General features: G+C 53.7%; 23 protein-coding genes. All 23 read right to left on the reverse strand.

Annotated features, from left to right (window positions below; translation table 11 throughout):
* Positions 1 to 43: 43 nt before the first annotated feature.
* Positions 44 to 421 (reverse strand): hypothetical protein, encoded by a 378-nt coding sequence (locus tag KQI75_RS06765; protein WP_216469985.1) that lies wholly within the window; start codon positions 419 to 421, stop codon positions 44 to 46.
* Positions 422 to 539: 118 nt separating this feature from the next.
* Complete coding sequence (locus tag KQI75_RS06770; RefSeq protein ID WP_216469986.1) at positions 540 to 758, reverse strand: hypothetical protein; 219 nt, start codon at positions 756 to 758, stop codon at positions 540 to 542.
* A gap of 294 nt (positions 759 to 1,052) precedes the next feature.
* On the reverse strand, positions 1,053 to 1,232 hold the full coding sequence (gene rpsU / locus KQI75_RS06775) for a 30S ribosomal protein S21 (protein WP_087016608.1): 180 nt from the start codon (positions 1,230 to 1,232) through the stop codon (positions 1,053 to 1,055).
* 137 nt (positions 1,233 to 1,369) lie between these two features.
* Complete coding sequence (leuS, locus tag KQI75_RS06780; RefSeq protein WP_216469987.1) at positions 1,370 to 3,910, reverse strand: leucine--tRNA ligase; 2,541 nt, start codon at positions 3,908 to 3,910, stop codon at positions 1,370 to 1,372.
* Between the two features lie 36 nt (positions 3,911 to 3,946).
* Positions 3,947 to 4,303: a ribosome silencing factor gene (gene rsfS, locus KQI75_RS06785; protein WP_216469988.1), complete on the reverse strand. Its 357-nt coding sequence runs from the start codon at positions 4,301 to 4,303 to the stop codon at positions 3,947 to 3,949.
* 43 nt (positions 4,304 to 4,346) lie between these two features.
* On the reverse strand, positions 4,347 to 5,459 hold the full coding sequence (locus tag KQI75_RS06790) for an LCP family protein (RefSeq protein ID WP_216469989.1): 1,113 nt from the start codon (positions 5,457 to 5,459) through the stop codon (positions 4,347 to 4,349).
* A 16-nt stretch (positions 5,460 to 5,475) separates the two neighbouring features.
* Positions 5,476 to 6,054, reverse strand: a complete 579-nt coding sequence (gene yqeK / locus KQI75_RS06795; RefSeq protein WP_216469990.1) for a bis(5'-nucleosyl)-tetraphosphatase (symmetrical) YqeK — start codon at positions 6,052 to 6,054, stop codon at positions 5,476 to 5,478.
* 37 nt (positions 6,055 to 6,091) lie between these two features.
* A complete protein-coding gene (gene nadD / locus KQI75_RS06800; protein WP_216469991.1) occupies positions 6,092 to 6,688 on the reverse strand; it encodes a nicotinate-nucleotide adenylyltransferase in 597 nt (198 codons plus the stop codon).
* Positions 6,685 to 6,984, reverse strand: a complete 300-nt coding sequence (locus KQI75_RS06805) for a YhbY family RNA-binding protein (protein WP_216469992.1) — start codon at positions 6,982 to 6,984, stop codon at positions 6,685 to 6,687. Before KQI75_RS06805 ends, nadD begins: the two co-directional genes overlap by 4 nt.
* Before the next feature lie 4 nt (positions 6,985 to 6,988).
* A complete protein-coding gene (gene rdgB / locus KQI75_RS06810) occupies positions 6,989 to 7,585 on the reverse strand; it encodes an RdgB/HAM1 family non-canonical purine NTP pyrophosphatase (RefSeq protein ID WP_216469993.1) in 597 nt (198 codons plus the stop codon).
* Positions 7,582 to 8,307: a ribonuclease PH gene (gene rph, locus KQI75_RS06815; RefSeq protein ID WP_216469994.1), complete on the reverse strand. Its 726-nt coding sequence runs from the start codon at positions 8,305 to 8,307 to the stop codon at positions 7,582 to 7,584. Before rph ends, rdgB begins: the two co-directional genes overlap by 4 nt.
* Positions 8,307 to 9,269, reverse strand: coding sequence for a signal recognition particle-docking protein FtsY (gene ftsY, locus KQI75_RS06820; protein WP_216469995.1), 963 nt, complete (start codon positions 9,267 to 9,269; stop codon positions 8,307 to 8,309). Before ftsY ends, rph begins: the two co-directional genes overlap by 1 nt.
* 2 nt (positions 9,270 to 9,271) lie before the next feature.
* The gene (locus KQI75_RS06825; protein ID WP_216469996.1) at positions 9,272 to 10,897 is read right to left on the reverse strand and encodes a DUF6020 family protein; all 1,626 of its coding nucleotides are present in this window, start codon (positions 10,895 to 10,897) and stop codon (positions 9,272 to 9,274) included.
* Positions 10,898 to 10,942: 45 nt separating this feature from the next.
* Positions 10,943 to 12,544 (reverse strand): DUF6020 family protein, encoded by a 1,602-nt coding sequence (locus KQI75_RS06830; protein ID WP_216469997.1) that lies wholly within the window; start codon positions 12,542 to 12,544, stop codon positions 10,943 to 10,945.
* A gap of 4 nt (positions 12,545 to 12,548) precedes the next feature.
* On the reverse strand, positions 12,549 to 12,941 hold the full coding sequence (locus KQI75_RS06835; RefSeq protein ID WP_216469998.1) for a GtrA family protein: 393 nt from the start codon (positions 12,939 to 12,941) through the stop codon (positions 12,549 to 12,551).
* Positions 12,925 to 13,872: a glycosyltransferase family 2 protein gene (locus KQI75_RS06840; RefSeq protein ID WP_216469999.1), complete on the reverse strand. Its 948-nt coding sequence runs from the start codon at positions 13,870 to 13,872 to the stop codon at positions 12,925 to 12,927. Before KQI75_RS06840 ends, KQI75_RS06835 begins: the two co-directional genes overlap by 17 nt.
* A gap of 18 nt (positions 13,873 to 13,890) precedes the next feature.
* The gene (gene smc, locus KQI75_RS06845) at positions 13,891 to 17,466 is read right to left on the reverse strand and encodes a chromosome segregation protein SMC (protein ID WP_216470000.1); all 3,576 of its coding nucleotides are present in this window, start codon (positions 17,464 to 17,466) and stop codon (positions 13,891 to 13,893) included.
* Between the two features lie 150 nt (positions 17,467 to 17,616).
* Positions 17,617 to 18,564, reverse strand: coding sequence for an elongator complex protein 3 (locus tag KQI75_RS06850; protein ID WP_216470001.1), 948 nt, complete (start codon positions 18,562 to 18,564; stop codon positions 17,617 to 17,619).
* Entirely contained in the window at positions 18,564 to 19,244 is a 681-nt protein-coding gene (rnc, locus tag KQI75_RS06855) for a ribonuclease III (RefSeq protein WP_216470002.1), read from the reverse strand. Before rnc ends, KQI75_RS06850 begins: the two co-directional genes overlap by 1 nt.
* A gap of 70 nt (positions 19,245 to 19,314) precedes the next feature.
* Positions 19,315 to 19,545 (reverse strand): acyl carrier protein, encoded by a 231-nt coding sequence (acpP, locus tag KQI75_RS06860; RefSeq protein ID WP_216470003.1) that lies wholly within the window; start codon positions 19,543 to 19,545, stop codon positions 19,315 to 19,317.
* A 96-nt stretch (positions 19,546 to 19,641) separates the two neighbouring features.
* Entirely contained in the window at positions 19,642 to 20,649 is a 1,008-nt protein-coding gene (gene plsX, locus KQI75_RS06865) for a phosphate acyltransferase PlsX (protein WP_216470004.1), read from the reverse strand.
* Positions 20,646 to 21,977 (reverse strand): methylenetetrahydrofolate--tRNA-(uracil(54)-C(5))-methyltransferase (FADH(2)-oxidizing) TrmFO, encoded by a 1,332-nt coding sequence (gene trmFO, locus KQI75_RS06870; RefSeq protein ID WP_216470005.1) that lies wholly within the window; start codon positions 21,975 to 21,977, stop codon positions 20,646 to 20,648. The genes plsX and trmFO overlap by 4 nt, the downstream gene beginning before the upstream one ends.
* Positions 21,970 to 24,366 carry a type I DNA topoisomerase gene (gene topA, locus KQI75_RS06875; protein ID WP_216470006.1) on the reverse strand — a complete coding sequence of 799 codons (2,397 nt, stop codon included), beginning with the start codon at positions 24,364 to 24,366 and terminating at the stop codon, positions 21,970 to 21,972. The genes trmFO and topA overlap by 8 nt, the downstream gene beginning before the upstream one ends.
* Between the last annotated feature and the right edge of the window lie 58 nt (positions 24,367 to 24,424).

Raw genomic sequence — 24,424 nt, forward strand, 5'->3', positions numbered from 1 at the left:
AAAAATCTGACCTCCGCGTGTGAGGTCAGATCCGTTTTTCTCGTCATTTCTTATTTGTTCTGGCTTTTTCTGCGGCGGCGCGCTGCTGTCTTGCCTTCTGCCGCTCATACTTCTCGCGGAATTTTTTCATCTTTTCCTGCCAGAAATAATTGGCAATGATATACAGCACCAGCATGACAAACGCCAGCACCAGCGTCACGGTTTCAAAGGTATCTCCCCAGCTGCCGTAGCCCGCTGCGAGCTTTTTCAGCAGCGTCGGCCCCAGCAAGGTAATCAGCCAGACAACCACGGTCACGCCAAGCACTGCCTTTTGCAGCTTATACAGTGCCGGATACACCTGTCTGCATTCCTCTGTGATGCGGCGTTCGTCACTGACCCATATGCCGTCTGCTTCGCGTTTTTTCTTATCTTTTTTGCTCATCCGTCCTCTGCTCTCTTCCTGTAGACTTTGGAACCTGTTCCAAACACGTTTAGTATATCACATCCGAGCAAAAAAGAACATCACATCTGCGTGTTTTTTGCAATTCCTTCACAAATACTCAGCGGAGAACAATTTCCTCCTGCTCATCCTCGTCATCCGTGTCGTCGTCATCGTATGCATCATACGTGTCTGCACCGTCATCGCCAAACGTGCTGTTTTTGTTGTTGCTGCAAATGGAGATGTGTACGCCATGCTTTACCGGAGCCAAAAAAATGCCGATAATCACGCCAAAGCATAACCAAGCCATCGCGCGGAAGAATTTTTCAGATTTGCTCATGTCATCGCCCTCCTATTTCTCGACATACTGCCCAATTGGATAGGTTTAGTATAGCACAGTTTTCATCAAAACGCAAAAGAATACGGCTTCTCCCCAAAGAGAAAAGCCGTATTCTGCATCCGGCGGCACAGAGACCGGACGGGTTTCTGTGGTTGGAGCATCCTCCGGCACCTGCCGGATGCGGTTGGATTCTGTTCCGAACTCAGTTTGCCCCAAACCGGCGAAAGTATGCGCCGTTTGGACAGCAAAAAACACCGGAACAGTTTCCCATTCCGGTGCTGTTTGAGCAAGTAATTAATACTTTCTTCTCTTTGCGCGAGCCGCCTCGGACTTCTTACGGCGCTTTACGCTTGGGCTCTCATAATGCTCACGCTTGCGAAGCTCGGAAAGCACACCCGCCTTTGCGCACGATCTCTTAAATCTTCTCAATGCGCTGTCGAGAGACTCGTTTTCCTTTACGCGGATTTCCGACATTGTTTTCCCTCCCTCCGCGCGTTGCCAATAAACGCTTATGCTTATGCATCGGCATAATGCCGTGTATATATTATATCGTTTTCATGGTGCGGTGTCAAGCACAAGTTTCAGAAATCTGCAAAAACCTGTACAAGCCCTTACTTGACAACGAAATTGATGATTTTATTCGGTACAACGATGGATTTTACCACGTTTTTGCCGTTGATTGCGTTCTGAATCTTGCTGTCAGTCATCGCAATCTCCAGTGCCTGCTCCTTCGGGCAGTCCATCGGAAGCGTCACGGTACCCTTTACCTTGCCGTTTACCTGAACAGCAATCGTGACAGAAGACTCTACCGTCTTGTTCTCGTCGAAGGACGGCCAAGTGTGCAGGCTGAGCAGATCGGTCTCGCCCATCATCTGCCACAGTTCCTCCGTGACATGCGGTGCGAACGGATTGAGCAGTGCGAGCAGGGTCTTATACTCTGCACGGTTGACGCCCTTTTCGGTCAGCTGGTTGAGCAGCGTCATCATCTGTGCAATGGCCGTGTTCATCTTCAGGTTCTCAATGTCCTCAGAAACCTTCTGGATGGTGCGGTGCATCGCAACCATGTTTGCCTCGCTGTATTCATCGCCCGGCTGTACCTTGTCAAACAGGTTCCAGATACGCTCTACAAAGCGGCGGCAGCCCTTGATGGCCTTCGGAGACCAAGCCGCGGACTTTTCAAAGTCACCAATGAACATCTCATACAGACGCATGGTATCTGCGCCGTACTCGTCGATGGTTTCGTCCGGATTGACGACGTTGCCCAGAGACTTGGACATCTTAACAACCGGATGGTTTGCCATCTCGCCGTACTTTTCTGCCAGATGCTTCTGTGCAGCTTCTTCCGAGCCGTACTCTTCCAGCAGCTTTTTCTTTTCTTCTTCCGGCAGATATGCAAAGTTATGCGGATTCTGACCCAAAATCATGCCGTGGCTGGTACGCTTCTCGTACGGCTCCTTGTACGGCACAACGCCGATGTCATACAGGAACTTGTGCCAGAAACGGGAGTACAGCAGATGCAGCGTGGTGTGCTCCATACCGCCGTTGTACCAGTCAACCGGTCCCCAGTATTCCAGTGCTTCCTTGGAAGCCAGTGCATTGTCGTTGTGCGGATCCATATAGCGCAGGAAGTACCAAGAAGAACCAGCCCACTGCGGCATGGTATCGGTCTCACGCTTTGCCGGACCGCCGCAGCATGGACAGGTCGTGTTTACCCAATCCGTCATCGGTGCCAGCGGGGATTCGCCGTCATCGGTCGGCTCATAAGAGTCTACGTTCGGCAGCTCCAACGGCAGTTCGGACTCCGGTACCGGAACCCATCCGCACTTCTCACACTTGACGAGCGGAATCGGCTCGCCCCAGTAACGCTGACGAGAGAACACCCAGTCACGCAGCTTGTAGTTGACCTTGGCATGGCCAACGTGCTTTTCGGTCAGGAATTCGGTGATTGCCTTCTTTGCTTCTTCTACGGTCATGCCGTTGAGGAAGCCGGAGTTGACCATGATGCCGGTTGCACAGTCGGTAAATGCAGCTTCCTGCACGTTGCCGCCCTTGACAACCTCGATGATCGGCAGGTCAAATGCCTTGGCAAAATCCCAGTCGCGGTCATCATGTGCCGGTACAGCCATGATGGCGCCGGTGCCGTAGCTCATCAAAACATAATCGGAAACGAAAATCGGAATCTCGGTGTTGTTTACCGGATTGATGGCGCGAACGCCTTCCAGCTTCACACCAGTCTTTTCCTTGACCAGCTCGGTGCGCTCGAAATCAGACTTGCGTGCTGCTTCCTCGCGGTACGCGCGAACCGCATCAATGTTGCCCAGCTTGTCCGCCCACTTCTCAATCACCGGATGCTCCGGAGAGATAACCATATAGGTTGCGCCGAACAGCGTGTCCGGACGAGTAGTATATACCGTCAGCGTATCGCCTTCCGTTGTCTGGAAATCTACTTCCGCGCCTGTAGAACGGCCGATCCAGTTTTTCTGCTGGGTCTTGACGCGCTCGATATAGTCAACATCGTCCAGATCATCAATCAGACGCTGTGCGTATTCGGTAATCTTGAGCATCCACTGGCTCTTATCCTTGCGGATAACCTCGCTGCCGCAGCGCTCGCAAACGCCGTTGACAACTTCTTCATTCGCCAGTACGCACTTACAGCTGGTGCACCAGTTGACTGCCATTTCCTTCTTGTATGCCAGTCCCTTCTTGAACAGCTGCAGGAAAATCCACTGTGTCCACTTGTAGTAGCTCGGATCCGTGGTGTTGATTTCACGGTTCCAGTCAAAGGACAGACCCAGTGCCTTGAGCTGGCTCTTAAAGCGTGCAACATTGCGCTTGGTGACCTCAGCCGGATGTACGTGGTTCTTGATGGCAAAGTTTTCGGTCGGCAGACCGAATGCATCCCAGCCCATCGGGTACAGAACGTTGTAGCCCTGCATGCGGCGCTTTCTTGCGACGATATCCAGTGCGGTGTAGGAACGCGGATGGCCTACGTGCAGACCTGCGCCGGACGGATACGGAAATTCAACCAGCGCATAAAACTTCGGCTTGGTATAATCCGTTGTTGCGGCAAAAGCCTGCTTATCGTCCCAGGCTTTCTGCCACTTTGCTTCAATGGATTTAAAATCGTATTTTTCCAATGTTATGGCTCCCATCTTACAATTTGATCTATGCGAAAAAATATGCAGTATTTACAGCTCTTCCAGCGGAATGGCAACCGCATCCTTCCACAGCTTTTCCAAGCCGTAGAACTCGCGTGCCGACTCCAAAAAGACATGAACGAGTGCAAAGCCGTAATCCAGCAGAATCCAGCTTGCAGAGTCGTGTCCCTCTACGTGATGCGGCATCACCTCATAATCGGTCTTGAGCTTAAACTCTACTTCGTCTGCGAGCGTCTTTACCTGTGTGGTGCTGGTTGCGCTGCAAATAACAAAGTACTCTGCGATCGAAGTCAGATCCGCTACCTTGAGCACCTGAATATCTTCGCCGCGCTTGCTGTCCATGGCGTTGACCATGGCCTTGACATAATCTCTTGTCGTATTCGGCATACGTTGTAACTCCTTTATCTGCCACACGGCAGAACCGTTCTATTTATTCATCGTCTGCCACGGAAGCGCTGCCGCTGCCCTGTTTTGCAGACTTCTTTTTCTCATTTTTATACGTCTGGTAGCGCAGCGCCTTTTCCTGTCTCCAGTCCTCGCTGTAAATACCATACGTTTTCGGGGTGACGATGTCAAAATCGTCCTCCGTCAGCTCATACGTGTACGGATTGAAGCTCTTGTTGATTTGGTCAATGATCATATCCTCATCGAGAATATAGAACCAAATATCCAAACCAAAGTTGACGCGGGCAGAGTCGCCGTACAGCGTCTCCATCTTGACATCCTGCTTCATGTCCATCTTCATGCCCTGCATGCCGATCCAAAGAATCTGTGAAGTGGACAAATCCGTCTTGACGTTTTCCGTCACCGCAGACGCGATTTCCGGAATCTTTAGAATATTGCTCGGCTGCAGCACAGCGCCGCCAACCGTCACCAAAAAGTCCTGCAGCTTGGTCACGCGGCCAATATCGCCGTCATCATATCCCGTGCCGTCATCGTTGTGACGCCAGCGCAGATACTCGACAACCTGCTTGCCGTTCAAGTGCTGCTCGCCCTTTTTGAATTCAATGGAAAGATCCTGTGATGCATCATGATAAGACATATCAAACGGAACATCGTAATCCACGCCGCCAACGACATCGACAATCTTTGCGATGGCGTCGAAATTTGCGACCAGATATTTGTCCGGCCGGAAGCCAATGACCGTGCTCACTTCGTCCATCATCTCATCAACGCCGTAGGCATATGCCGCGTTGATTTTTCTTCCGGCACCCGTGCGGTCACAATCCACCAGCGAATCGCGCGGAATATTGAGAATATTGGCCTTTTTGTTTTTGGTGTCAAACACGAGCAGCATCATGGAGTCCGTGCGTTTTTCTTCTTCATCCGTCGCGCAGATGAGAAGCGAGAACACGCCTTCCCGACGATTCGCACCGTTGACGACAATCGCCGATCCCTGATCGACCTTTGCGTCTTCTCCCGTAATCATGCCGGATGCGTTCACCCAGAAACAGAAGGCAAAATATCCGCCTACGCAGACAGCTGCCACGATAATCAGCACAGCTAATATTCGATTCAGCTGTTTGTTACGCTTTTTTTTCATACACCACTCGTCCCATTCATCCGTTCGGCTCCTGCATCTGCTCCATCAGCCAATTCCGTGCGCGCACGGTATCCAGCTGAATCAGCTTTCCCCTCTGTACCAGCTCACGCAGCGATGCGTTCATTCCGTACAGAAGTGCCTGATCCAAGCTGCGTGCTGCCAGCTTGCGAGCAGTTTTTACGCCCTCAAATGTGCGGTTTTCTTCTATGTAATCCGCCATATAGACGATTTTATCCAGCAGGTTCATCTGTGCGCAGCCGGTCGTATGATAGGCAATCGCATGAACGACATCATCCGGTGCGCCGTACACATCTTTCGCAATGGCAGCCGCTGTTTTCCCGTGCAGCGTCTTCCATTCCTCTTTTTCAACATCATTGGGTATTATACCGTATTTTTCGCACAAGTTCAACTGCTCTTCCTGAGAAAAGTTCTTGGTAATGTCGTGCAGCAGCATGGCAAAGGCACATTTGTCTTCGTCTGCGCCGTATTTCTGTGCAAGCATTCTCGCAGCTTTTTCACAGCCGAGTGTGTGCTTGAGCCGGTAGCCTGACAGGCGGGAAAGGATATCTCGTCTTGTCTCATCTGTATAAAGCATGGTTATCCTCCGTTCTGTATCTGAATCCCGTATGTATTCAAAAATAAAGCTGATGCGCCGTAATATACGCAAAGACCTTTTCCGGAACCATCTCGCGGCATCGCGCGCGGTCTGCGCGGATCTCTGTCGAGGAGACCGGCAGAGCCGGACAATCCACAATTTCCACCTGTGCCTGCCACGTCTGCTCGAGCCAAGACGCCTTGCGTGCAATCGCGCGGCGGTCGCACTCGTCGCGCGCAATGACAACGAGATGTGCCAGACGGCAAATATTTTCCGGCTCCCGCCAGCGGTCAAAGCTGAGCAGCATATCGGTTCCCATAATAAAATACAGGATGCTGTCCGGATAGGTTTCTTTGAGGCGGCGCAGGGTGTCAACGGTATAGCTCCGGCCGCCGCGCGTCAATTCCATATCCGTGACCTGCGCATGCGGAATTTCTTCCGCCATGCAGCGCGTCATTTCCAAGCGCTGCATGCTGGTAGCCGAATGCTCCGGCATGGTCTTGTGCGGCGGAATGTTATCGGGAATGAGCAGCAGGCGGTCAAACTGTAACGCTTTTACCGCCTGCTGCGCGGCGTGCAGATGTCCATTGTGCGGCGGGTTAAACGTCCCGCCCATAATGCCGATCCGCATCATGCGTTCGGGTCAATGTGACGATTTTCCGGCTCGCGTGCCACGCGGAAGATCACAGTCTTGGTGCCGATGCACTGTACCGGCTCTGCGTCCAGCGCATCGCACAGCTCTGCCTGTACTTCCTTTGCGGTCATCATCGCGGTCTCCAGAACCTTAATCTTGATCAGCTCGTGCTTCTCCAGCACTTCTTCGGTCTGTGCAATGACAGCATCCGTGATGCCCTCCTTGCCGATGAGTACCGTGTCGTTCAGTGTGTTTGCCATTGCGCGCAGGCGCGCACGCTGTTTGCTTGTCAGCATATGTTTATTCTCCTTCTTCTGCATATTGTTTGAGCGCACTGCCCAGTGCCGTAAATGCGCGGGCGCGGTGCGAAATGGAATTCTTTACATCGGATGCCAGCTCCCCGAAGGTGCAGCCGTATTCCGGCACGCAGAAAATCGGATCATATCCGAATCCGCCGGTGCCGTGTTCTTCGCTGAGAATCGTGCCGCGGCACTGACCGCGCACAGACAGCTCTCGTCCGTCCGGAAAAACACACGCTGCCACACACACGAACTGTGCGCCGCGCTCGTCCTCCGGAATCGGCAGCATCTTTTCAATGAGCAGCTGATTTTTCTCATGCGCGCTGACATTTGGTCCTGCCCATCGCGCAGAATGAATGCCCGGAAAGCCGTCCAGTGCATCAATGACCAAACCGGAGTCATCGCCGACAGCCGGCAGGCCGGTTGCCTTGCACACGGCACGTGCCTTAATTTTTGCATTTTCCTCGAAGGAATCGCCGTCCTCCTCGATTTCCGGAAAATCCTCCGGAATCGGCTCCACCTCGATGCCAAACGGCGCGAGGATGTCGGTCACTTCTTGAATCTTTCCCTTATTATGTGATGCGAGTACGATCTTCATCCGAGATCACCTGTGATCTTTCTCTGTTCGCGGCACAGCTTGCCGGTTCCGCGGCGTGCCAGACTCATCAGCTTGTTCAGCTCTTCCTTGGTAAACGGGCGGCCCTCACCGGTGCCCTGAATTTCAACGAACTCCGCCTTTTCGGTCATGACAAAATTGGCATCCACAATGGCATGCGAGTCCTCCGCATAAGCCAGATCCAGAATCGGTTCGTCCTCCCAGATGCCAACCGAAACCGCTGCCACCTGTCCGGTCAGCGGCATCTTCGCAATGACGCCTTCATCAACCAGCTTTTTGCACGCCAGCCACAGCGCGACAAAACCGCCCGTGATAGAAGCGCAGCGCGTGCCGCCGTCCGCCTGAATGACATCACAGTCCACGGTAATCTGTCTCTCGCCCAGTGCCTCCATATCGGTCACGGCGCGCAGCGAACGTCCGATCAGGCGCTGAATCTCCGCACTTCTGCCGTTGAGCTTGAGCTTGGAAATATCGCGGCGGTTTCTCGTGTTGGTTGCGCGCGGCAGCATGTTATATTCCGCCGTGACCCAGCCCTTGCCGGTTCCCTTGACATGCGGCGGAACATTTTCCTCTACCGAAGCATTGCAGATAACCTTGGTGTTGCCCACGCAAATGAGCACGGAGCCTTCTGCATACATCGTATAATCCTTTATAATCTTGACTTTGCGCATCTCATCGTTGCGCCGTAAATCCGGTCTTGCCATTAGTTTTCTTCTCCTTCCGGTTCTTCCTCTATCTCATCTGTTTCATCCAATTCCTCTGTCGGCAGCAGTGCCTCGACAAATGCCGCTCTCTCAAACGGCATCAAATCGTCAATGCCCTCACCGACGCCGACATACTTCACTGGTACGCCGAGTCCTGCGGAAATCGCAACGACAATGCCGCCCTTGGCGGTGCCGTCCAATTTGGTCAGCACAATACCGGTCAGTTTTGCCACTTTATTGAACTGTTCTGCCTGAGAGACGGCATTTTGTCCCGTCGTCGCGTCCAGCACCAGCAGCGTCTCGCGGCTGCTGTCCGGCAGCTCACGCGTAATCACACGGTCAATTTTGTTCAGCTCGTTCATCAGGTTCGCCTTGTTGTGCAGGCGTCCTGCGGTATCCACAATGATGACATCGCAATTGCGCGCTTTTGCTGCCGCGATAGAATCAAACACAACAGCGGCTGGATCTGCACCTTCGCCGTGGCGCACAATGTCCGCACCGGCGCGCTGCGCCCAGATTTCCAGCTGATCCGCCGCAGCCGCGCGGAACGTGTCCGCCGCGGACAGCATGACGCGCATGCCCTGCGCCGTGTACGATGCTGCCAGCTTGCCAATCGTCGTGGTCTTGCCGACACCGTTGACGCCAATGACCAGAATGACTGCCGGTTTTTTGGAAATATCCAGCGCACTGTCCTCCTGCATCATCTCGCTGAGAATGTCGCACAGCACATCGCGCAGCTCTTCTTTCGTGTTAATATGCTGATGCTTGGCGCGGTCGCGCAGCTCATCTACGGCGCGCGATGCGGTCGATGCGCCGAGATCCGCAAGGATCATGGCTTCTTCCAGCTCCTCCAGCAAGTCCTCGTCCACCTTGACGAATGCCGCCATGACATCACCGATGGATTCACTGACCGCATCGCTGGTTTTTTTCAGTCCTCGTTTGATTTTATCAAAAAATCCCATGGTTATTTTTCCTCCTGTTGATTTTTGTTTCCCGCAAGCACCGGAACAACCGGAATCAGCGGAAAGCCTGCCAAAAGCAGATATGCATATCGCACGCCAAATGCAACCGGTGCGGCCAGCATCAACGTCAGCCACAACAGAGCACCCGGCGCAAGTACCAAAGCAAACGGGTATGCCTTGCGCCGAAGCAGCAGCGCCAGTTCCAGCACCCACAGCGCAAACAGCGTGCCGATGCTGAAATGAATTTGCAGCTTGTCCTGCACCGCGCTGAGCCATGCACCGCCCGGCAGGCGCTGCAGCACATCCGTCGTGTGCAGGTCGTAGACATCCCATCCTTCTCCCTCGGAAATGCCCGCCACCATATCTCCATAGCCGTTGCGCGCACCGATTTTCCAGTAGCCAAACGTCTCCAGACAATATGCCTTGACATACGAAGGGAAATTTTTCAAACACATGGTTCCCCAGCACTTGAGCAGGTGAACGGTGTTGTGTTCCAAATAATAATCGTCAAAATGTCCATAGTCCCATTTGATAGAATCAACCAAGCACGGTGTATAGACGCGCTTGTATTCTTCTTCCGGCAGCAGCGATGTCACCGCCTCGCGCTCGGTATCGTTCATCTCTCCGTCATGTGTGACTACATACGCCATCTGCTGAATCGGCACGCCGAGCGACTCCACGACAGAGTCTTTTTCCACACCGCAGGCGGTATAGATCGGCCCTGTGACAATGCACGAAGCAACGATGACGCTCAATGTCGCCAGACATACGCGTTTTGCCTGCCTGCGATAGACAATCGGCAGCAGCACGAGCAGCCCCGCCGCAATATACAAGCCATTGTTGCGAAAGAAGATAATTCCGAGCAGCAGCAGCACCCATTTGACCAAAAACGTTTGATTGCACAGCAATTTTCCCTGCGATTGCGCGGCGTCCGCCAGCTGCATGGTCAGCAGCAGCAGAAATGCCGTAAACAGCGGATCCTTCCACATAACCACCGCCTGCATGGCGAATGTCTGCGGGATTGCAAAAAAGAGCAGCGATGCGATGATATACCATCGTCTGACTCCTTTGCTGTCCAGCCATGTCAAGAAATATGCATACGCTGCGGCCAGCAGCACATACTGCGTCAGCGAGTACAGGAAAACGCCTCCGGTCAAACTGCCTATTGCAGCGCCAATCTTGAGAAAAATCCCCACAAACAGCGTGTATACAACGGGAAAATGATTGGAAAACGCTGCATCTCCGAGTGCCTGCTGTATGGAGCCAAATGAATCTCCCAGAACAGAGCCCGGAAAATCCTTGAGAAAAAACGGCAGCCAGCACAGGCACAGCACGGCAAAACAAATCACAAACAGTTTTTTATCAAACGCCTTGCGTTTGAGCGGCTGGGCAAACGCGTCATACAGCCGATCCACGGCGAGCAGCAGCACGAAAGCGCCGACAGCCGCTGCTGCAAATACTGCCAGATCTGTCCACGCAAAGTCATCAAACGTATTGTGCGTATAACTCGCGTGTACATCTCCGCTGAACTGTATCTTGCGCCCCAGCGCAAGCATTGTACCGAACATCAAAGCGGCAAGAACAAACGGCCACCAAGCTTTTTTCTGCTTTTCCTGTTGCGTGTGCATAGATTGTTAAGCCTTCTTTTTTCTAAATCCTTTGGGAGTTTTCTGTCACGACTGCTCGTCTTTTGTCCACATCGGCAGCAGCGGAATCAGTGGGAACGCCACCAAGAGCAAATATACATACCGCATGCTGAATGCGACCGGTGCCGCCAGCATCAAAGTAATCCACAAAAATGCGCCCGGCGCAAGCACCAAAGCGAGCTTATACGCCCTGCGCCGCAGCAGCAGCGCCAGACACAGCACCCACAGCGCAAACAGCGTGCCTGCACTGAAGTGGAACTGCAGCGCCGCCTGCATGCGTTCAAGAACCGCACCGCCCGGCAGCTTTTGCAGCAAATTGATGGTATACAAATCGTACCCATAGACATTTTCTATGATGCCTTCCATCATGTCGCCATTGCTGTTGCGCGCGCCGATTTTCCAGTATCCGAACGTCTCCAAGCAGTATGCCTTGACATAAGCCGGAAAGTTTTTCACGCCGATGGTTGCCCAATTCTTGAGCACCTCGCCGGTTTGGGTATCCAAATAGCTGCGGTCAAAATAATCATAATCCCATTTGATGGTGTCTACAATGCACGGCGTATAGACGCGCTTATATTCTTCTATCGGCATGAGCTTGGTCACCGATGCATACTCGGTCTCGTTCATTTCTCCGCCGTATACTGCGACATATGCCATCTGCTGCAGCGGAATGCCTACGGATTCCACCACAGAGTCCTTTTCGATGCGCAACGCATCATAGACCGGACCGACGATGATACGCGCGGCGATAATCACGCAAAGGGTTGCGATGAGCACGCGCTTTGCCTGCTTTCGATAGGCAAACAGCAGCAGGACAAAAATACCGATGACGATATACAAGCCGTTGTTGCGGAAGAAAATCGTGCCGAGCAGCAGCAGCACCCATTTGACCACAAATTTCTTATCCTGAAACAGCGCCCCGCGCGATTGCACCGCGTCAAACAGCATCATCGTGAGAAACAGCAAAAACGCCGTAAACAGCGGATCTTTCCACATAATGACCGCATACATCGCAAACGACTGTGGAATGGCAAAGAATGCCAGCGCCAAAACAAGATACCAGCGCTTGACGCCCTTGCTGTCCAGCCATGCCAAAAACCGTGCGTACACGGCCGCCATAACAAGATACTGCGTCAGCGAATACAAGAATACGCCGAGCATGATGCTGCCAAACGCCGCGCCGATTCGCAAAAAAATCGCCACAAACAGCGTGTAGAACACCAAAAAATGGTTGCCGATTCGCTTGACGCCGAGTCCCTGATTGACGGAATGAAACGAATCTCCCACAACGGTTCCCGGGAAATCTTTTAGGAAAAACGGCAGCCAGCACAAGCACAGCACGACAAAGCAGATAATAAACAATTTTTTGTTAAATGCTTTGTTGTCTGCCGGTCTGGCAATCCGATCGTACAGTGCGTCCAGCACGAGCAGCAGCACAAACGTACCGACCGCCGCCAGCGCGAACACAACGAGATCCGTCCATACAAAGTCGTCAAACGTGTTCATCGTATAGCTCAGATGGACATTGCCCGCAAAGTGAATTTTTCGTCCGAGCGCAATCATTGCACCGAACATGAGTGCCGCAATGACTAGCGGCCACAGCAATTTTTTCTGTGTCTTTTTTTCCATGCGGTCACCGTTCCTTTTTTTCCAGCCAGATCTTTCTCGAAACGAAATTCCAGACCATCACGACAGCAGTTGCAAAAATCTTTGTCACCATATAGAAGATGCCCAAAACGCTGACACCCAGCCACATCATGGCTTCATTGATGAGCAATCCGATGATGCTGAGCAGCACGAACGTCACAAACTCCCGCGCACGGCTGATGTCCTCTCTGCGTGTGAACACAAATTTCATGCTGCACACATAGTTAAAGATAACCGAAACCGTGAACGAAATGCACGCAGACAGCAGATAATAAACGCCGAACAGCTCGGTCAGCGCAACCATGACGCCATAATCAATAAAAAACGCCAGAACGCCGACAATGCCGAAGCGCATAATTTGATCAATGAGTTTCTTCATGTGCTTCTCTCTGCTCCTTCATCGCGCGCTGCAGCTGCATCTCAAAATCCTGCTTGTTCTTCTGCACAATGTTCTGCAGCTGCATGCCTGCAAAAAAGCACTGTACGGCAGCCAGCGCGGTAAATCCGCACACAACCAGCGTCGGAAAACGCGGAACCAAGCCGTCTGCAAAATAGGTGCACAAAATCGGAACGAAAAACAGCAGGCTGATGATGAGCAACAGTGCCGCAATTGCGCCAAAGAACTTCTGCGGCTGATAGCAGCGGAACAGCCGCGCAATCGTGCGCAGCACCTTCATGCCGTCCGACACCGTATTGAGCTTGGATTCGCTGCCCTCCGGCCGATCCTGATAGTCAATAATGACGTTTTCCACCGCCAAGTTTTTATCCACTGCATGAATGCTCATCTCGGTTTCAATCTCAAACCCGTGCGAGAGCACCGGAAACGTCTTGACAAAGCGATAGCTGAACGCGCGGTATCCCGTCATAATGTCCTTGATGCTGTTGTGAAACAGCCAGTTGATGGATTTGCGCACGAACGTATTGCCGGAATTGTGAAAGCGGCGCTTATTTTCGGTAAAATATGTGGAGGACAAGCGGTCACCCACAACCATATCCGCATTGCGCTGCAGGACTTTATCCGCCATCTCGCGCGCATGCACAGCCGGATACGTGTCATCGCCGTCCACCATGATATAGCAGTCTGCTTCTACTTCCTGAAACATGCGGCGCACGACATTGCCCTTGCCCTGCTGGTATTCGTATCGAACCACTGCGCCCGCCTTGCGCGCCAGCTCATCGGTTCCGTCCGTAGAATTGTTGTCGTATACATAAATAACCGCTTCCGGAAGCGTCTTGCGGAAGTCCGTGACAACCTTTGTAATCGTCTGACTCTCGTTATAACACGGAATCAAAACTGCAATTCGATCCATGATTTTTTCTATCCCCTTTTATTTAATCTCCATGTCCATTTCTTTTTCGACATCTTCGATATTGAGCATGAGCAGCTTGGAAACACCGCGTTCCTGCATCGTGACACCGTACAGCATATTGGCTTCTTCCATTGTGCCGCGGCGGTGTGTGATGACGATGAACTGCGTCTTGTCGGACAATCGGTGCAAATACTGCGCAAACCGTGTGACATTGACATCATCCAGCGCCGCCTCAATCTCATCCAGCACGCAGAACGGTGTCGGACGAACCTTCAAAATGGCAAAGTACAGCGCAATTGCAACAAACGCCTTTTCGCCGCCTGACAGCAGCGACAAGTTTTTGAGTGTTTTTCCCGGCGGCGTGACACGAATTTCAATGCCGCAGCCAAGAATATCGGTTTCGTCCTCCAGTGCAAGCTCTGCACTGCCGCCGCCGAAAATTTCCTGAAACGTTTCACCAAAATACCGATTGAGCTGTGCAAACGATGCCGCGAAGATTTCCTTCATCTGCTCGGTCAGCTTTTCAATGATGCCGCGCAGTTCACGCTCCGCCTGTTCCAAATCGTCCTTCTGTTCGGTCAGGAACACCAATCTCTCGCTTAACTCGGAAAACTCCTCAATGGCAGCGAGATTGACTGGCCCCAGCGATTTGATAGAGCGGCGCAGCGATGCCGCCGTCTTTTCTTCTTCCTGCCGGTCGGCTATCTCATGTGCCATTGGACGCGCCGCCGTCGGCGTCAGCTCGTAGTTTTCCCACATTTTATCCAGAATCTGCTGTTCTTCGCTGTGGATTCGATGAGCATCCGCCTCCGCTTCCGCGTGCCGGCGTTCCAACGACACGATTTCATTTCCAATTTCCCGCGCCTGTTTTTCTGTTTCTGTTTTATTTTTCTCCAACCGCATGCGGTTTTGTCCGCACTCCTGCAGCTGCACGCGCAGCTGACCGGTGCGCAGTCCGCTCTGTTCGCTCGCCTGTTCCAGCTGGGTGCGCTGGGCATCCGCCTGCACAATGGTCTGTTCGTATTCCGCAATGCGGCGCTCGTGATCGGCTGCCGTCTGGCGGGTTGTATCCGCCATCTGCTGCAAATCGTCCAGTGCCTGCTTGACCGTATCACATTCGGTCTGTGCCTGCGCCAGCTGCGTATACAGCTGCGAGGCGTCGCGCGTCAGCACGGCCATCTGCTGTTCGGTCTCCTGCGCTTGTCCGGCAGCCTTGGCCAAATCTTCGAGTGCTTGTCCGCGCTGCTGTTCCAATTGCTCTGTCTGCAATTGCAGCGCTTCCAATTGATCCTGCAATTGCTGCTTTTGCTTTCCGGCAGTCTCCTGCTCGGCGCGGAACTGCTGTTCGGTCTGCCGCACGCTGTCCAACAACAGCTGATGCTGTTTGGTCTGTGCGGAGAGCGCCGCAAGCTTCTGCTGCAATTCCCGCAGCTGAACCGCGGTTTGTTCGGTCTCCTGTTCCGCGTCGCGCACGCGGTCTGCCAAATCTCTGCCCTGCTCGGAGATTTCCTGCAGCTTTTTGCGCTGCACACGGACTTTCTCCTGCCATTGCTCCAGCTGATTGGCGCGCGACAGAATACCCGACGATCTGCCCGCAGAGCCGCCCGTCATGGAGCCGCCCGCGTTGATGAGCTGCCCATCGCGTGTGACAATGCGGAAGCGGTTGCGGTACTGTCTGGCAATTGCCAACGCACAGTCCATATCCTCCGCCACAACGGTTCTGCCGAGAGCATTGTCCACGATGTCGCGGTAATCCGCTTCACATTCGACCAGATCCGCCGCCACGCCGCAAAAACCCGCTTGATGTTCCAAGGCGGTTTCGCGCAGCGACTGCGGACGAATCGTGTCCATCGGCAAAAATGTCGCGCGGCCGCCGTCACGGCGCTTGAGCATTTGAATGGCTTTTTTGCCGTCTTCCGCACACTCGACAATGATATTGGCAGCAGCTGCACCCAGCGCCGTTTCCACCGCTGTGACATAGCGATCCGACACATGGATGAGTGAGGACAGCGGCCCACGCACGCCCTTGAGGGCGCCACTGGACGCCTGATTCATAACCAGCTTGACTGCGCGCGAAAATCCTTCATAGTCGCGCTGCAGCTCGGTCAGCATCCGCACACGGTTTTCACTGTCTGTCAGCTCGGATTTGAGCTTTTGGTGCGCATTGCGCGCGGCGTGCAACGCCAAGCCCGCTTCCTGTGCGGCGTCATGACGAGTTTTATGCTCTAACTCCGCCTGTTTGATACTGCGGCGCAGATGCTCCAGCTCATCCTGCATGGACTGCTGTGCCTGCTGCTCTTGTCCGGTTCGCTGCTGCGCACTGCGCACGTCATCTCCGACATGCCGTTCCCGCTGATGCAGCGATTCCAATTGCGCCTGTACGGCACGAACATCCGCCTGCACGGCAAACAGCTGTTCTCCAACCTCGTCCGCGTGCAGACGCAATTTTTGTGTTTCCTGCTGTCCGCCGTCCATGCGCTGTGTCAATTGTTGTATTTCCGTCTGTTTTTGCGTATATGCAGCGTTTTTGCTGTGTATTTGCAGCTGCAAATCGGTCAGTCTCTGCTGACGCGCCTGCAGCTGCACAAGCAGCGCACTGCTCTGCTCCTGCTGTGCTTCCAGCTGTCCCTTTGCCAAGCCGATGTTTTCGGCGGCATTGCGGCGGCTCTCTGCGAGCACCGCCATCTGACGTGAAAGCTCGCCCGCCTGTTCTTCTTCGCGTGCCAGCTGCACTTGCAGCTGTTCGGTCTGAATGTCCGACTGCCGCATCTGCTCGGACAGCTGCTCGGAACGCGCATACTGCTGCTTTTGCTGTTCCCGCACGGCTTCCAGCTTTTCCTCCGCTTCAATGCGCGCGGCATCGCTGTTCTTTTTCGCGTCCTGCATGCCGTCCAGCGTATCCAGCCACAGAGAAATCTCATGCAGCCGCAGCGCATCGCGCAGCTCCATATATTTTTTGGCGCTCTGTGCCTGTTTTTCCAGCGGGCCGGAACGCGCATCCAATTCATTCCAAATATCACGGATGCGCACCAGATTTTCCGCTGTCTGATCCAGTTTTCGCTCCGCTTCTTCTTTGCGGGTACGGAATCGCGTCACGCCTGCCGCTTCTTCAAAGACTTCTCGGCGATCCGTGCTTTTTGTCGCCAAAATCTCATCAATACGACCCTGTCCGATGATGGAATAGCCGTCATGTCCCAAACCGGTATCCATGAACACATCGCGAATGTCGCGCAGGCGCACGCGTTTCCGATTCAAGTAATATTCGCTCTCACCGGAACGGAAATATTTGCGGGTGACCATGACCTCCGCCGCCTCGACCGGAAATTGTCCGGCAGAGTTGTCCAGAATCAGCGTGACCTGCGCCGCGCCCATGGCACCGCGCCGCGCCGTGCCGCCAAACACCACATCTTCCATTTTTGCACCGCGCAGGCTCTTGGTAGACTGTTCTCCCAGCACCCAACGGATTGCATCAGAAATATTTGATTTTCCGCTTCCATTCGGGCCGACAATCGCCGTCATGCCGTCAGAAAACCGAATGGTTGTCTTGTCCGGAAACGACTTAAAGCCCTGTAATTCCAGTGATTTTAAATACACGCAGCTACCTCTTATACCTCATTTCACCGGCACTTGCCGATATGAATTCTATTTTATAGCATACCATGTTTTGCCTGTCAATGCAATGTCAGCGCAAAAAAAGAAACACGGCATCGTACCGTGTTTCTGTCTATATGTTGTGCAGGATTTCTATTGCGCAACGATGTGCACGGCGCCAAACTGTTCCCGCAGCCGAAGAAGATTTCTTTTCTTGTGTCCGATCGCCCGCGACAGCTCACGCGGCGCAACAGAAATCGTCCGCTCGCCTGTCATTTGGATGTGCCGACACAGCCGGCGATACCACAGTTCTCCATACGCCAGCTCTCCCATTGCCGGATGATAGGCACCTGCCACAACCGTGCTGTCCAGCTCCTCGGTCGGGTTTAGCCCGACGCGAATGACCGGAATGTGTTCCCGCTCAAAAATCTCCAGCATATCCGCGCACCAGACCGCGGCAGTCTCCACATCCAGCGGCTGATAGCGTCCCGCCTGCCAGTCGTCATACAGCGGCGTGTTCGGCAAAACAGCAACCGGATAAATGCGCACCCCATCCGGCTTGAGCGCCGCAATGCACTGCGCCGTGTATCGAACCGTCTCCCGCGTATCTCCCGGAAGCCCCGCCATTGTCTGTAAAATGAGCGAGATGCCCGCCCGCCGAATCAGCGCTGCGGCGCGTTCGGTATTCGCCGCCGTGTGTCCGCGGCGGGCATTTTGCAGCACCGTGTCATCCATGGACTGTGCACCCAGCTCAATCACAGTCACATGATGCCGCTTCATGCGCGATAAAATTTCTTCGTCTATCGCATCCGGCCGTGTAGAGATGCGAACAGAAGAAATCTTTCCCGCCGCAAAAAATTCATCCGTGACGGCGAGCAGCTCCTCCTGTTGTTCCACGGGAATCGCCGTAAAGCTGCCGCCATAAAAAGCTGCCTGCGGGATATTTCCCGCAGGCAGAATGGCATGTGCGTGTTGTAAAATCTCGCGCGCCTGTGCCGGTGTCATGCGCTGCTTTTGTCCCGCAATCGTTCGCTGATTGCAAAAGACGCACTGACACGGACAGCCCGCATGCGGGACAAAAATCGGCACAATAGACGCCATTACTTGACTTCTCCCATGAGCTGCAGAGCAGCCTTTGCCGCCATCTGCTCGGCTTCCTTCTTGCTGTGTCCCGTACCCTCTGCAAAAACATTGCTGTTGAGCAGAACCTGCACGGTAAACCGCTTATCATGGTCCGGACCGCTCTCGCCGCTCAGCTGATAGCTCAGCGTTTCCTGACGGTTTTTCTGCACAATTTCCTGCAGCGCGGTCTTGTAATCGCGGAATGCGCCGCCCTGCTCTGCCAAATCAATCTTTGCCTCCAAGAAGGACAGAATAAACGTGCGCGCCGCTTCCAAACCGCCGTCCAGATAAATGGCACCAATCAGCGCTTCCACAGAGTCTGCAAGAATGGACGGGCGCTTGCGTCCGCCGCCGTTTTCCTCGCCGCGGCCGAGCCGCAGCAAATGATCCAGCCCAAGTTCCTTGGCGACCTCATACAGTGTTTGCTCACATACCACCGCAGCGCGCAGCTTGGTCAGCTGTCCCTCCGGTACATGCGGGTAACGGTGAAATACATAATCTGCCGATACCAGACCCAGTATGGAATCGCCAAGAAACTCCAGGCGTTCGTTGTTTTGGATATGCTGATCGCGATGTTCATTGGCATATGAAGAATGCGTCATTGCCGTCGTCAGCAGTCCTGTGTCGTGAAATTGATAAATCAATTCATCTTTTTCCATTGATTTCGCTCCTTTCGTTGTCATAATGGGATAAATGCCCTCCCTCCGAGCGAGGAAGGGCATACGTTCTTTAGTCATCCTCACCGATGCGGCGAACCAGATCGCCAATCGTCTTCATGCTGGCAGCTTCTGCCTCGTCGATTTCACCGATGTCAAACTCTTCTTCGATACTCATCATCAGCTCGACCAGATCCAGAGAATCTGCTCCGAGGTCCTCAATGAACGCAGTGTCCATATTCAGGGAATTTTCTGCCACACCGAACTGGTCTGCCAGAATCTTACATACCTTCTCGAATACCATATACGCTCACCTCCCTTGTTCTTTTCTCACGCAGGGCATTGCCATACTCTTCTTATCATATGTGCCGCGCGTCCTGCTGTCAATAGGGAAATGCCGTCACAAGGTCATATTATCAATATTGCGCTGAATTTCTCCAACAACATCGGCATTTACATAGGCAATTGCCTGTTTGACCGCCGAGCGAATGGCATAAGCGTCCGACGAGCCGTGCGCCTTAAATACCGGCTTGGAAATGCCGAGGAACGGCGCGCCGCCGACTTCCTTCGAGGACATCATTTTCTTGAGCCCGCCCATCGCCGGCTTGACGAGCAGATACGCAAGCTTGGTGCGTGCGCTGGTCAGGAACACATCCTTGAGCGTACCCATCAGAAAGCCTGCCACGCCTTCCACCGTCTTGAGCAAAATGTTGCCGGTAAAGCCGTCTGTCACAGCTACGTCACACGCGCCGTTCGGGATATCGCTTCCCTCTACGTTGCCGATAAAATTGATGCGACCGGCATCGCCCGCCGCCTTGAGCACATCATATGCCGCCTTGCGCAGCGGGTCGCCCTTGGTGTCCTCTGCGCCGTTGTTGACCAAACCGACACGCGGATTCTTGACGCCCATAACCTTTTCCATGTAGAAGCTGCCCATAAAAGCAAACTGCAGCAGATATTCTTCCGTGCATTCGACATTTGCGCCGGAGTCAATGAGCAGCACATGGCCGCCCTTGCACGGCAGCTGCGTCGGCAGTGCCGCGCGGCGGATGCCGCGAATGCGCTTGGTGACCAGCGTTGCGCCGGACAGCAGCGCGCCGGTATTGCCCGCTGAAATCATGGCATCCGCCTCGCCGTCCTTCATCATGCGCAGCGCCACCGACATCGACGCATCTTTTTTGCGGCGAACAGCCGTCGCCGGATCATCGTGCATATCAATGATTTCCTGTGCGTCATGAATGGTAATCGGCAGATTTTCCGCCTGCTCCTTTGCCAGCAGATCGCGTAGAACCGCTTCCTGTCCGACCAGAATATACTCCTGTCCAAATTCCTTGGCCGCCTGCACGCAGCCGGAAACCTGTGCCTGCGGTGCGTTGTCACCGCTCATGGCATCAATGATGATTTTCACGAAAGGGTCTCCTTTCCCTCCTGTACGGCATCCAACAGCGTGTCCAGATGCTCCAGCGCACGCTGAGCAATCTGGGTATTCTTTTCCCGCTTGCCCTTGACGCGATAGCCAAGCGGCTGAATGATGCCGAAATTGATGTTCATCGGCTGGAACTTCGCATTCGCCTCATTGGAAATGTACAGCCCCAGCGCGCCGATTGCCGTCAGATCGGAAAATTCAATCGGCTCCAGTCCCAGCAGCTCGCGTGCCAGATTCAAACCGGTTTCAAAACCGGATGCTGCGGACTCGATGTAGCCCTCTACGCCGGTCATCTGTCCGGCAAAGCGAATGCGCGGCTCTGCCTTGAGCCGATAGTGGTTGTCCAGCAATCGCGGAGAATCCATAAATGTATTGCGGTGCATGACGCCATAGCGCACAAATTCCGCATTTTTCAGCGCCGGAATCATCGAGAATACGCGCTTCTGCTCCGGAAACTTCAGATGCGTCTGAAAACCGACAAGATTATACAGCGAGCCCGCCGCATTGTCGCGGCGCAGCTGTACAACGGCATACGGCGTCTCTCCGGTGTGCGGATCGCGCAGACCGACCGGCTTGAGCGGACCGTACAGCAGCGTATCGTGTCCGCGGCGTCCCATCACTTCCACCGGCATGCAGCCTTCAAATACCTTCTTGTCCTCAAAGCCGTGCACCGGTGCCTGTTCCGCCTCACACAGCGCCTCCCAGAATGCATCGTACTGCTCTCTGTTCATCGGACAGTTGATGTAATCCGCCGTGCCCTTGTCATAGCGGGACGCAAAATAGGCACTGTCCATATCCACCGATTCAAAGCTGACAATCGGTGCCGCCGCATCATAAAAATGCAGGTATTCATGTGCGCCGAGTTTGTTGTGAATGCTCTCAAACAGAGCGTCTGAGGTCAGCGGGCCGGTTGCCACGATGACATGTCCCTCTGCGGGAATTTCTGTCACTTCACCTTCATGAACTGTAATGTTCGGATGGTTTTTGACTTTTTCCGTGACCAGATTGGCAAATGCCTCTCGGTCAACCGCAAGTGCGCCGCCCGCTTCTACGCGCGTCGCATCGGCACAAGAGATAATCAAGCTGCCTGCGCGGCGCAGCTCTTCCTTGAGCAGTCCCGGCGCCGTGCAGATTTCTGCACCGCGCAGCGAATTGGAGCAGCAAAGCTCCGCAAACGCGCTGCTGTGGTGCGCCGGTGTCATTTTAACCGGCTTCATTTCGTACAGATCCACATGGATACCGCGCTGTGCCAGCTGCCAAGCAGCTTCGCTGCCCGCAAGGCCTGCGCCGATCACAATGGCATTATGCATCAACTGGTTCCTCCGTAGCTTCGGTCTTTTTCTTGCGTGTCACGCGCTTTTTGGGCGCCTGTTCGCCGTCCTCCGCCTTCTTGGTCGTTTTCTTGGTTGTCTTTTTGGCTGTCGTTTTCTTCGTCGTTGTTTTTTTCGTTGTTTTCTTGGCAGTGGTCTTTTTCGCCGCGGATTTCTTGGTCGTTTTCTTTGGCTTGTCCTCTGCCTCAGCGGTCTCCGGATTCTCGCCTGCTGCCTCTGCTGCCGCCTTTGCCTCTGCTTCCTTCTGCGCCTTGGTCTTGCGCGGAGTGCGCTTGCTGATGAACTCCTTGTAGCCGCAGCCTTCCTTGTAGCACACGAAATGTGCCTCACCGGTCTCGCGGTCATAATGGCGGAACAGCGTGGAGCCGCACTGCGGGCACTGCTTTTTCGTCACCTTATCCCACGTCATAAACGTACATTCCGGATAATTGTCGCAGCCCAAAAACGGGAATCCGCGCTTGGATTTCAGCTCAACGATATTGCCGCCGCATTTCGGACAGTTCACACCGGTCTTGATGGCAATATTCTTGGTGTTTTTGCAGTCCGGATATCCGGAGCACGCCAAAAACTTGCCGAATCTGCCGGATTTGATAACCATGTGCTTGCCGCACTTTTCGCAGATTTCATCGGTCACTTCATCTTTGATTTTGATGCGCTGCCCTTCGAGATCCTTCTCTGCCTGCTGCAGCGCCGCTTCAAATCCGTCATAAAACCGACGCAGAACCTCTACATAGCTGATTTTTCCATTTTCAACTTCATCCAGCTCTTCTTCCATGTGCGCGGTAAATTCCAAATCCGAAATCGACTCGAATTTATCGACCAGCAGCTCGGTGACGCCCTCGCCGAGCGGCGTCGGCTTAAGGCTTCTGCCTTCCTTCGCCACATAATCGCGTTCCAAAATCGTCGAAATGGTCGGCGCATAGGTAGACGGTCTGCCGATACCCTTTTCTTCCATCGCCTTGATGAGCGATGCCTCAGTATATCGTGCCGGCGGCTGGGTGAAATGCTGTGCCGGTGTCAGCTTGCTGCACTGTAAGCTGTCGCCCTCATCAAAGTTCGGCAGCGGCTTGCCGGAGGTCGTATCCGATGCCTTGGCATCGTCTGTGGACTCCTCATATACCGCCGTAAAGCCCGGGAATGCCACTTTATAGCCGCTTGCGCGGAAAATATAGCCCTCTGAGACAATATCAGACGATACGGTATCCATGATGGCATCCGCCATCTGGCAGGCAACAAAGCGGCTCCAGATCAGCTTATACAGCTTGTACTGTTCCGGCGTCAGATAGTCCTTGATTTCATCCGGAATCAGCTGTACATTGGTCGGGCGAATGGCCTCATGCGCGTCCTGCGCATTGCTCTTGGCGCGGAACGTCCGTGTCTTTTCCGGATAATAGTCTGCGCCGTACCGGCCGAGAATGTATTCCTTTGCCGCGGTCTGTGCCTCCTCGGACAGTCGCAGGGAGTCGGTACGCATGTAGGTAATCAAACCGGTCAAGCCCTGCTCGCCGATCTCAATGCCTTCATACAGCTGCTGGGCAATCGCCATCGTGCGGCGCGGCACAAAGCTCAGCTTGCGGCTGGCTTCCTGCTGCAGCGTAGAGGTGATAAACGGCGGCGCCGGTCTTTTGCGTTTTTTGCCGCGCTTGACCTTGCCGACGGTAAACGCCTTGCCGGTTACCGCTTCTACGATGTGCATGGTCTGTTCTTCGGTTTTCAGTTCGACCTTGCCCGTCGCATCGCCGTAGAATGAAGCGGTAAACATGCCGCCTTCCTGCGTTTTCAGTTCTGCTTCAAGAGACCAATATTCCTCCGGCACAAAGGCACGGATTTCCATCTCTCTATCCACAACCATACGCGTTGCAACCGACTGCACACGGCCGGCGGACAGACCGCGCTTGACCTTTCGCCACAAAAACGGCGACAGCTCATAGCCCACGATGCGATCCAAAATGCGGCGTGCCTGCTGGGCATCGACCAAATCCAAATCAATATCGCGTGGGTGTGCAATGCCGTCCTGCACGGCGTGTTTGGTAATTTCATTGAATGTGACGCGTTTGCTGAACGAATCGCTCAGGTGAAACAGCTCTTTTAAGTGCCAGGAAATGGCTTCGCCCTCTCGGTCCGGGTCGGTTGCGAGATAGACGAAATCGCTGTTGTCGATATCTTCGCGCAATTCTTCAATCAGTTTTTCCTTGCCTTCAATCGGCATGTACACCGGCTTAAAATCATGCTCGATGTCCACACTCATCTTTTTTTTCGGCAAATCCCGCAGATGTCCCATCGAAGCCTTTACCACATAGTCGGTACCGAGGTACTTTCCGATGGTCTTTGCCTTCGCCGGAGACTCCACGATGACAAGTTTTGACATATCTGTCTTTCCTCCTGTGCCGCTGCCGATGCCGGCAGACGGTTCTCCAATCTATTCG

The sequence above is a fragment of the Butyricicoccus intestinisimiae genome (assembly GCF_018918345.1).
Classification (GTDB): Bacteria; Bacillota; Clostridia; order Oscillospirales; family Butyricicoccaceae; genus Butyricicoccus_A; species Butyricicoccus_A intestinisimiae.

Coding starts and splice junctions, on each gene's coding strand:
- KQI75_RS06765 (WP_216469985.1), bottom strand. CDS start 421: ATGAGCAAAAAAGATAAGAAAAAACGCGAAGCAGACGGCATATGGGTC.
- KQI75_RS06770 (WP_216469986.1), bottom strand. CDS start 758: ATGAGCAAATCTGAAAAATTCTTCCGCGCGATGGCTTGGTTATGCTTT.
- rpsU (WP_087016608.1), bottom strand. CDS start 1,232: ATGTCGGAAATCCGCGTAAAGGAAAACGAGTCTCTCGACAGCGCATTG.
- leuS (WP_216469987.1), bottom strand. CDS start 3,910: ATGGGAGCCATAACATTGGAAAAATACGATTTTAAATCCATTGAAGCA.
- rsfS (WP_216469988.1), bottom strand. CDS start 4,303: ATGCCGAATACGACAAGAGATTATGTCAAGGCCATGGTCAACGCCATG.
- KQI75_RS06790 (WP_216469989.1), bottom strand. CDS start 5,459: ATGAAAAAAAAGCGTAACAAACAGCTGAATCGAATATTAGCTGTGCTG.
- yqeK (WP_216469990.1), bottom strand. CDS start 6,054: ATGCTTTATACAGATGAGACAAGACGAGATATCCTTTCCCGCCTGTCA.
- nadD (WP_216469991.1), bottom strand. CDS start 6,688: ATGATGCGGATCGGCATTATGGGCGGGACGTTTAACCCGCCGCACAAT.
- KQI75_RS06805 (WP_216469992.1), bottom strand. CDS start 6,984: ATGCTGACAAGCAAACAGCGTGCGCGCCTGCGCGCAATGGCAAACACA.
- rdgB (WP_216469993.1), bottom strand. CDS start 7,585: ATGAAGATCGTACTCGCATCACATAATAAGGGAAAGATTCAAGAAGTG.
- rph (WP_216469994.1), bottom strand. CDS start 8,307: ATGGCAAGACCGGATTTACGGCGCAACGATGAGATGCGCAAAGTCAAG.
- ftsY (WP_216469995.1), bottom strand. CDS start 9,269: ATGGGATTTTTTGATAAAATCAAACGAGGACTGAAAAAAACCAGCGAT.
- KQI75_RS06825 (WP_216469996.1), bottom strand. CDS start 10,897: ATGCACACGCAACAGGAAAAGCAGAAAAAAGCTTGGTGGCCGTTTGTT.
- KQI75_RS06830 (WP_216469997.1), bottom strand. CDS start 12,544: ATGGAAAAAAAGACACAGAAAAAATTGCTGTGGCCGCTAGTCATTGCG.
- KQI75_RS06835 (WP_216469998.1), bottom strand. CDS start 12,941: ATGAAGAAACTCATTGATCAAATTATGCGCTTCGGCATTGTCGGCGTT.
- KQI75_RS06840 (WP_216469999.1), bottom strand. CDS start 13,872: ATGGATCGAATTGCAGTTTTGATTCCGTGTTATAACGAGAGTCAGACG.
- KQI75_RS06850 (WP_216470001.1), bottom strand. CDS start 18,564: ATGGCGTCTATTGTGCCGATTTTTGTCCCGCATGCGGGCTGTCCGTGT.
- rnc (WP_216470002.1), bottom strand. CDS start 19,244: ATGGAAAAAGATGAATTGATTTATCAATTTCACGACACAGGACTGCTG.
- acpP (WP_216470003.1), bottom strand. CDS start 19,545: ATGGTATTCGAGAAGGTATGTAAGATTCTGGCAGACCAGTTCGGTGTG.
- trmFO (WP_216470005.1), bottom strand. CDS start 21,977: ATGCATAATGCCATTGTGATCGGCGCAGGCCTTGCGGGCAGCGAAGCT.
- topA (WP_216470006.1), bottom strand. CDS start 24,366: ATGTCAAAACTTGTCATCGTGGAGTCTCCGGCGAAGGCAAAGACCATC.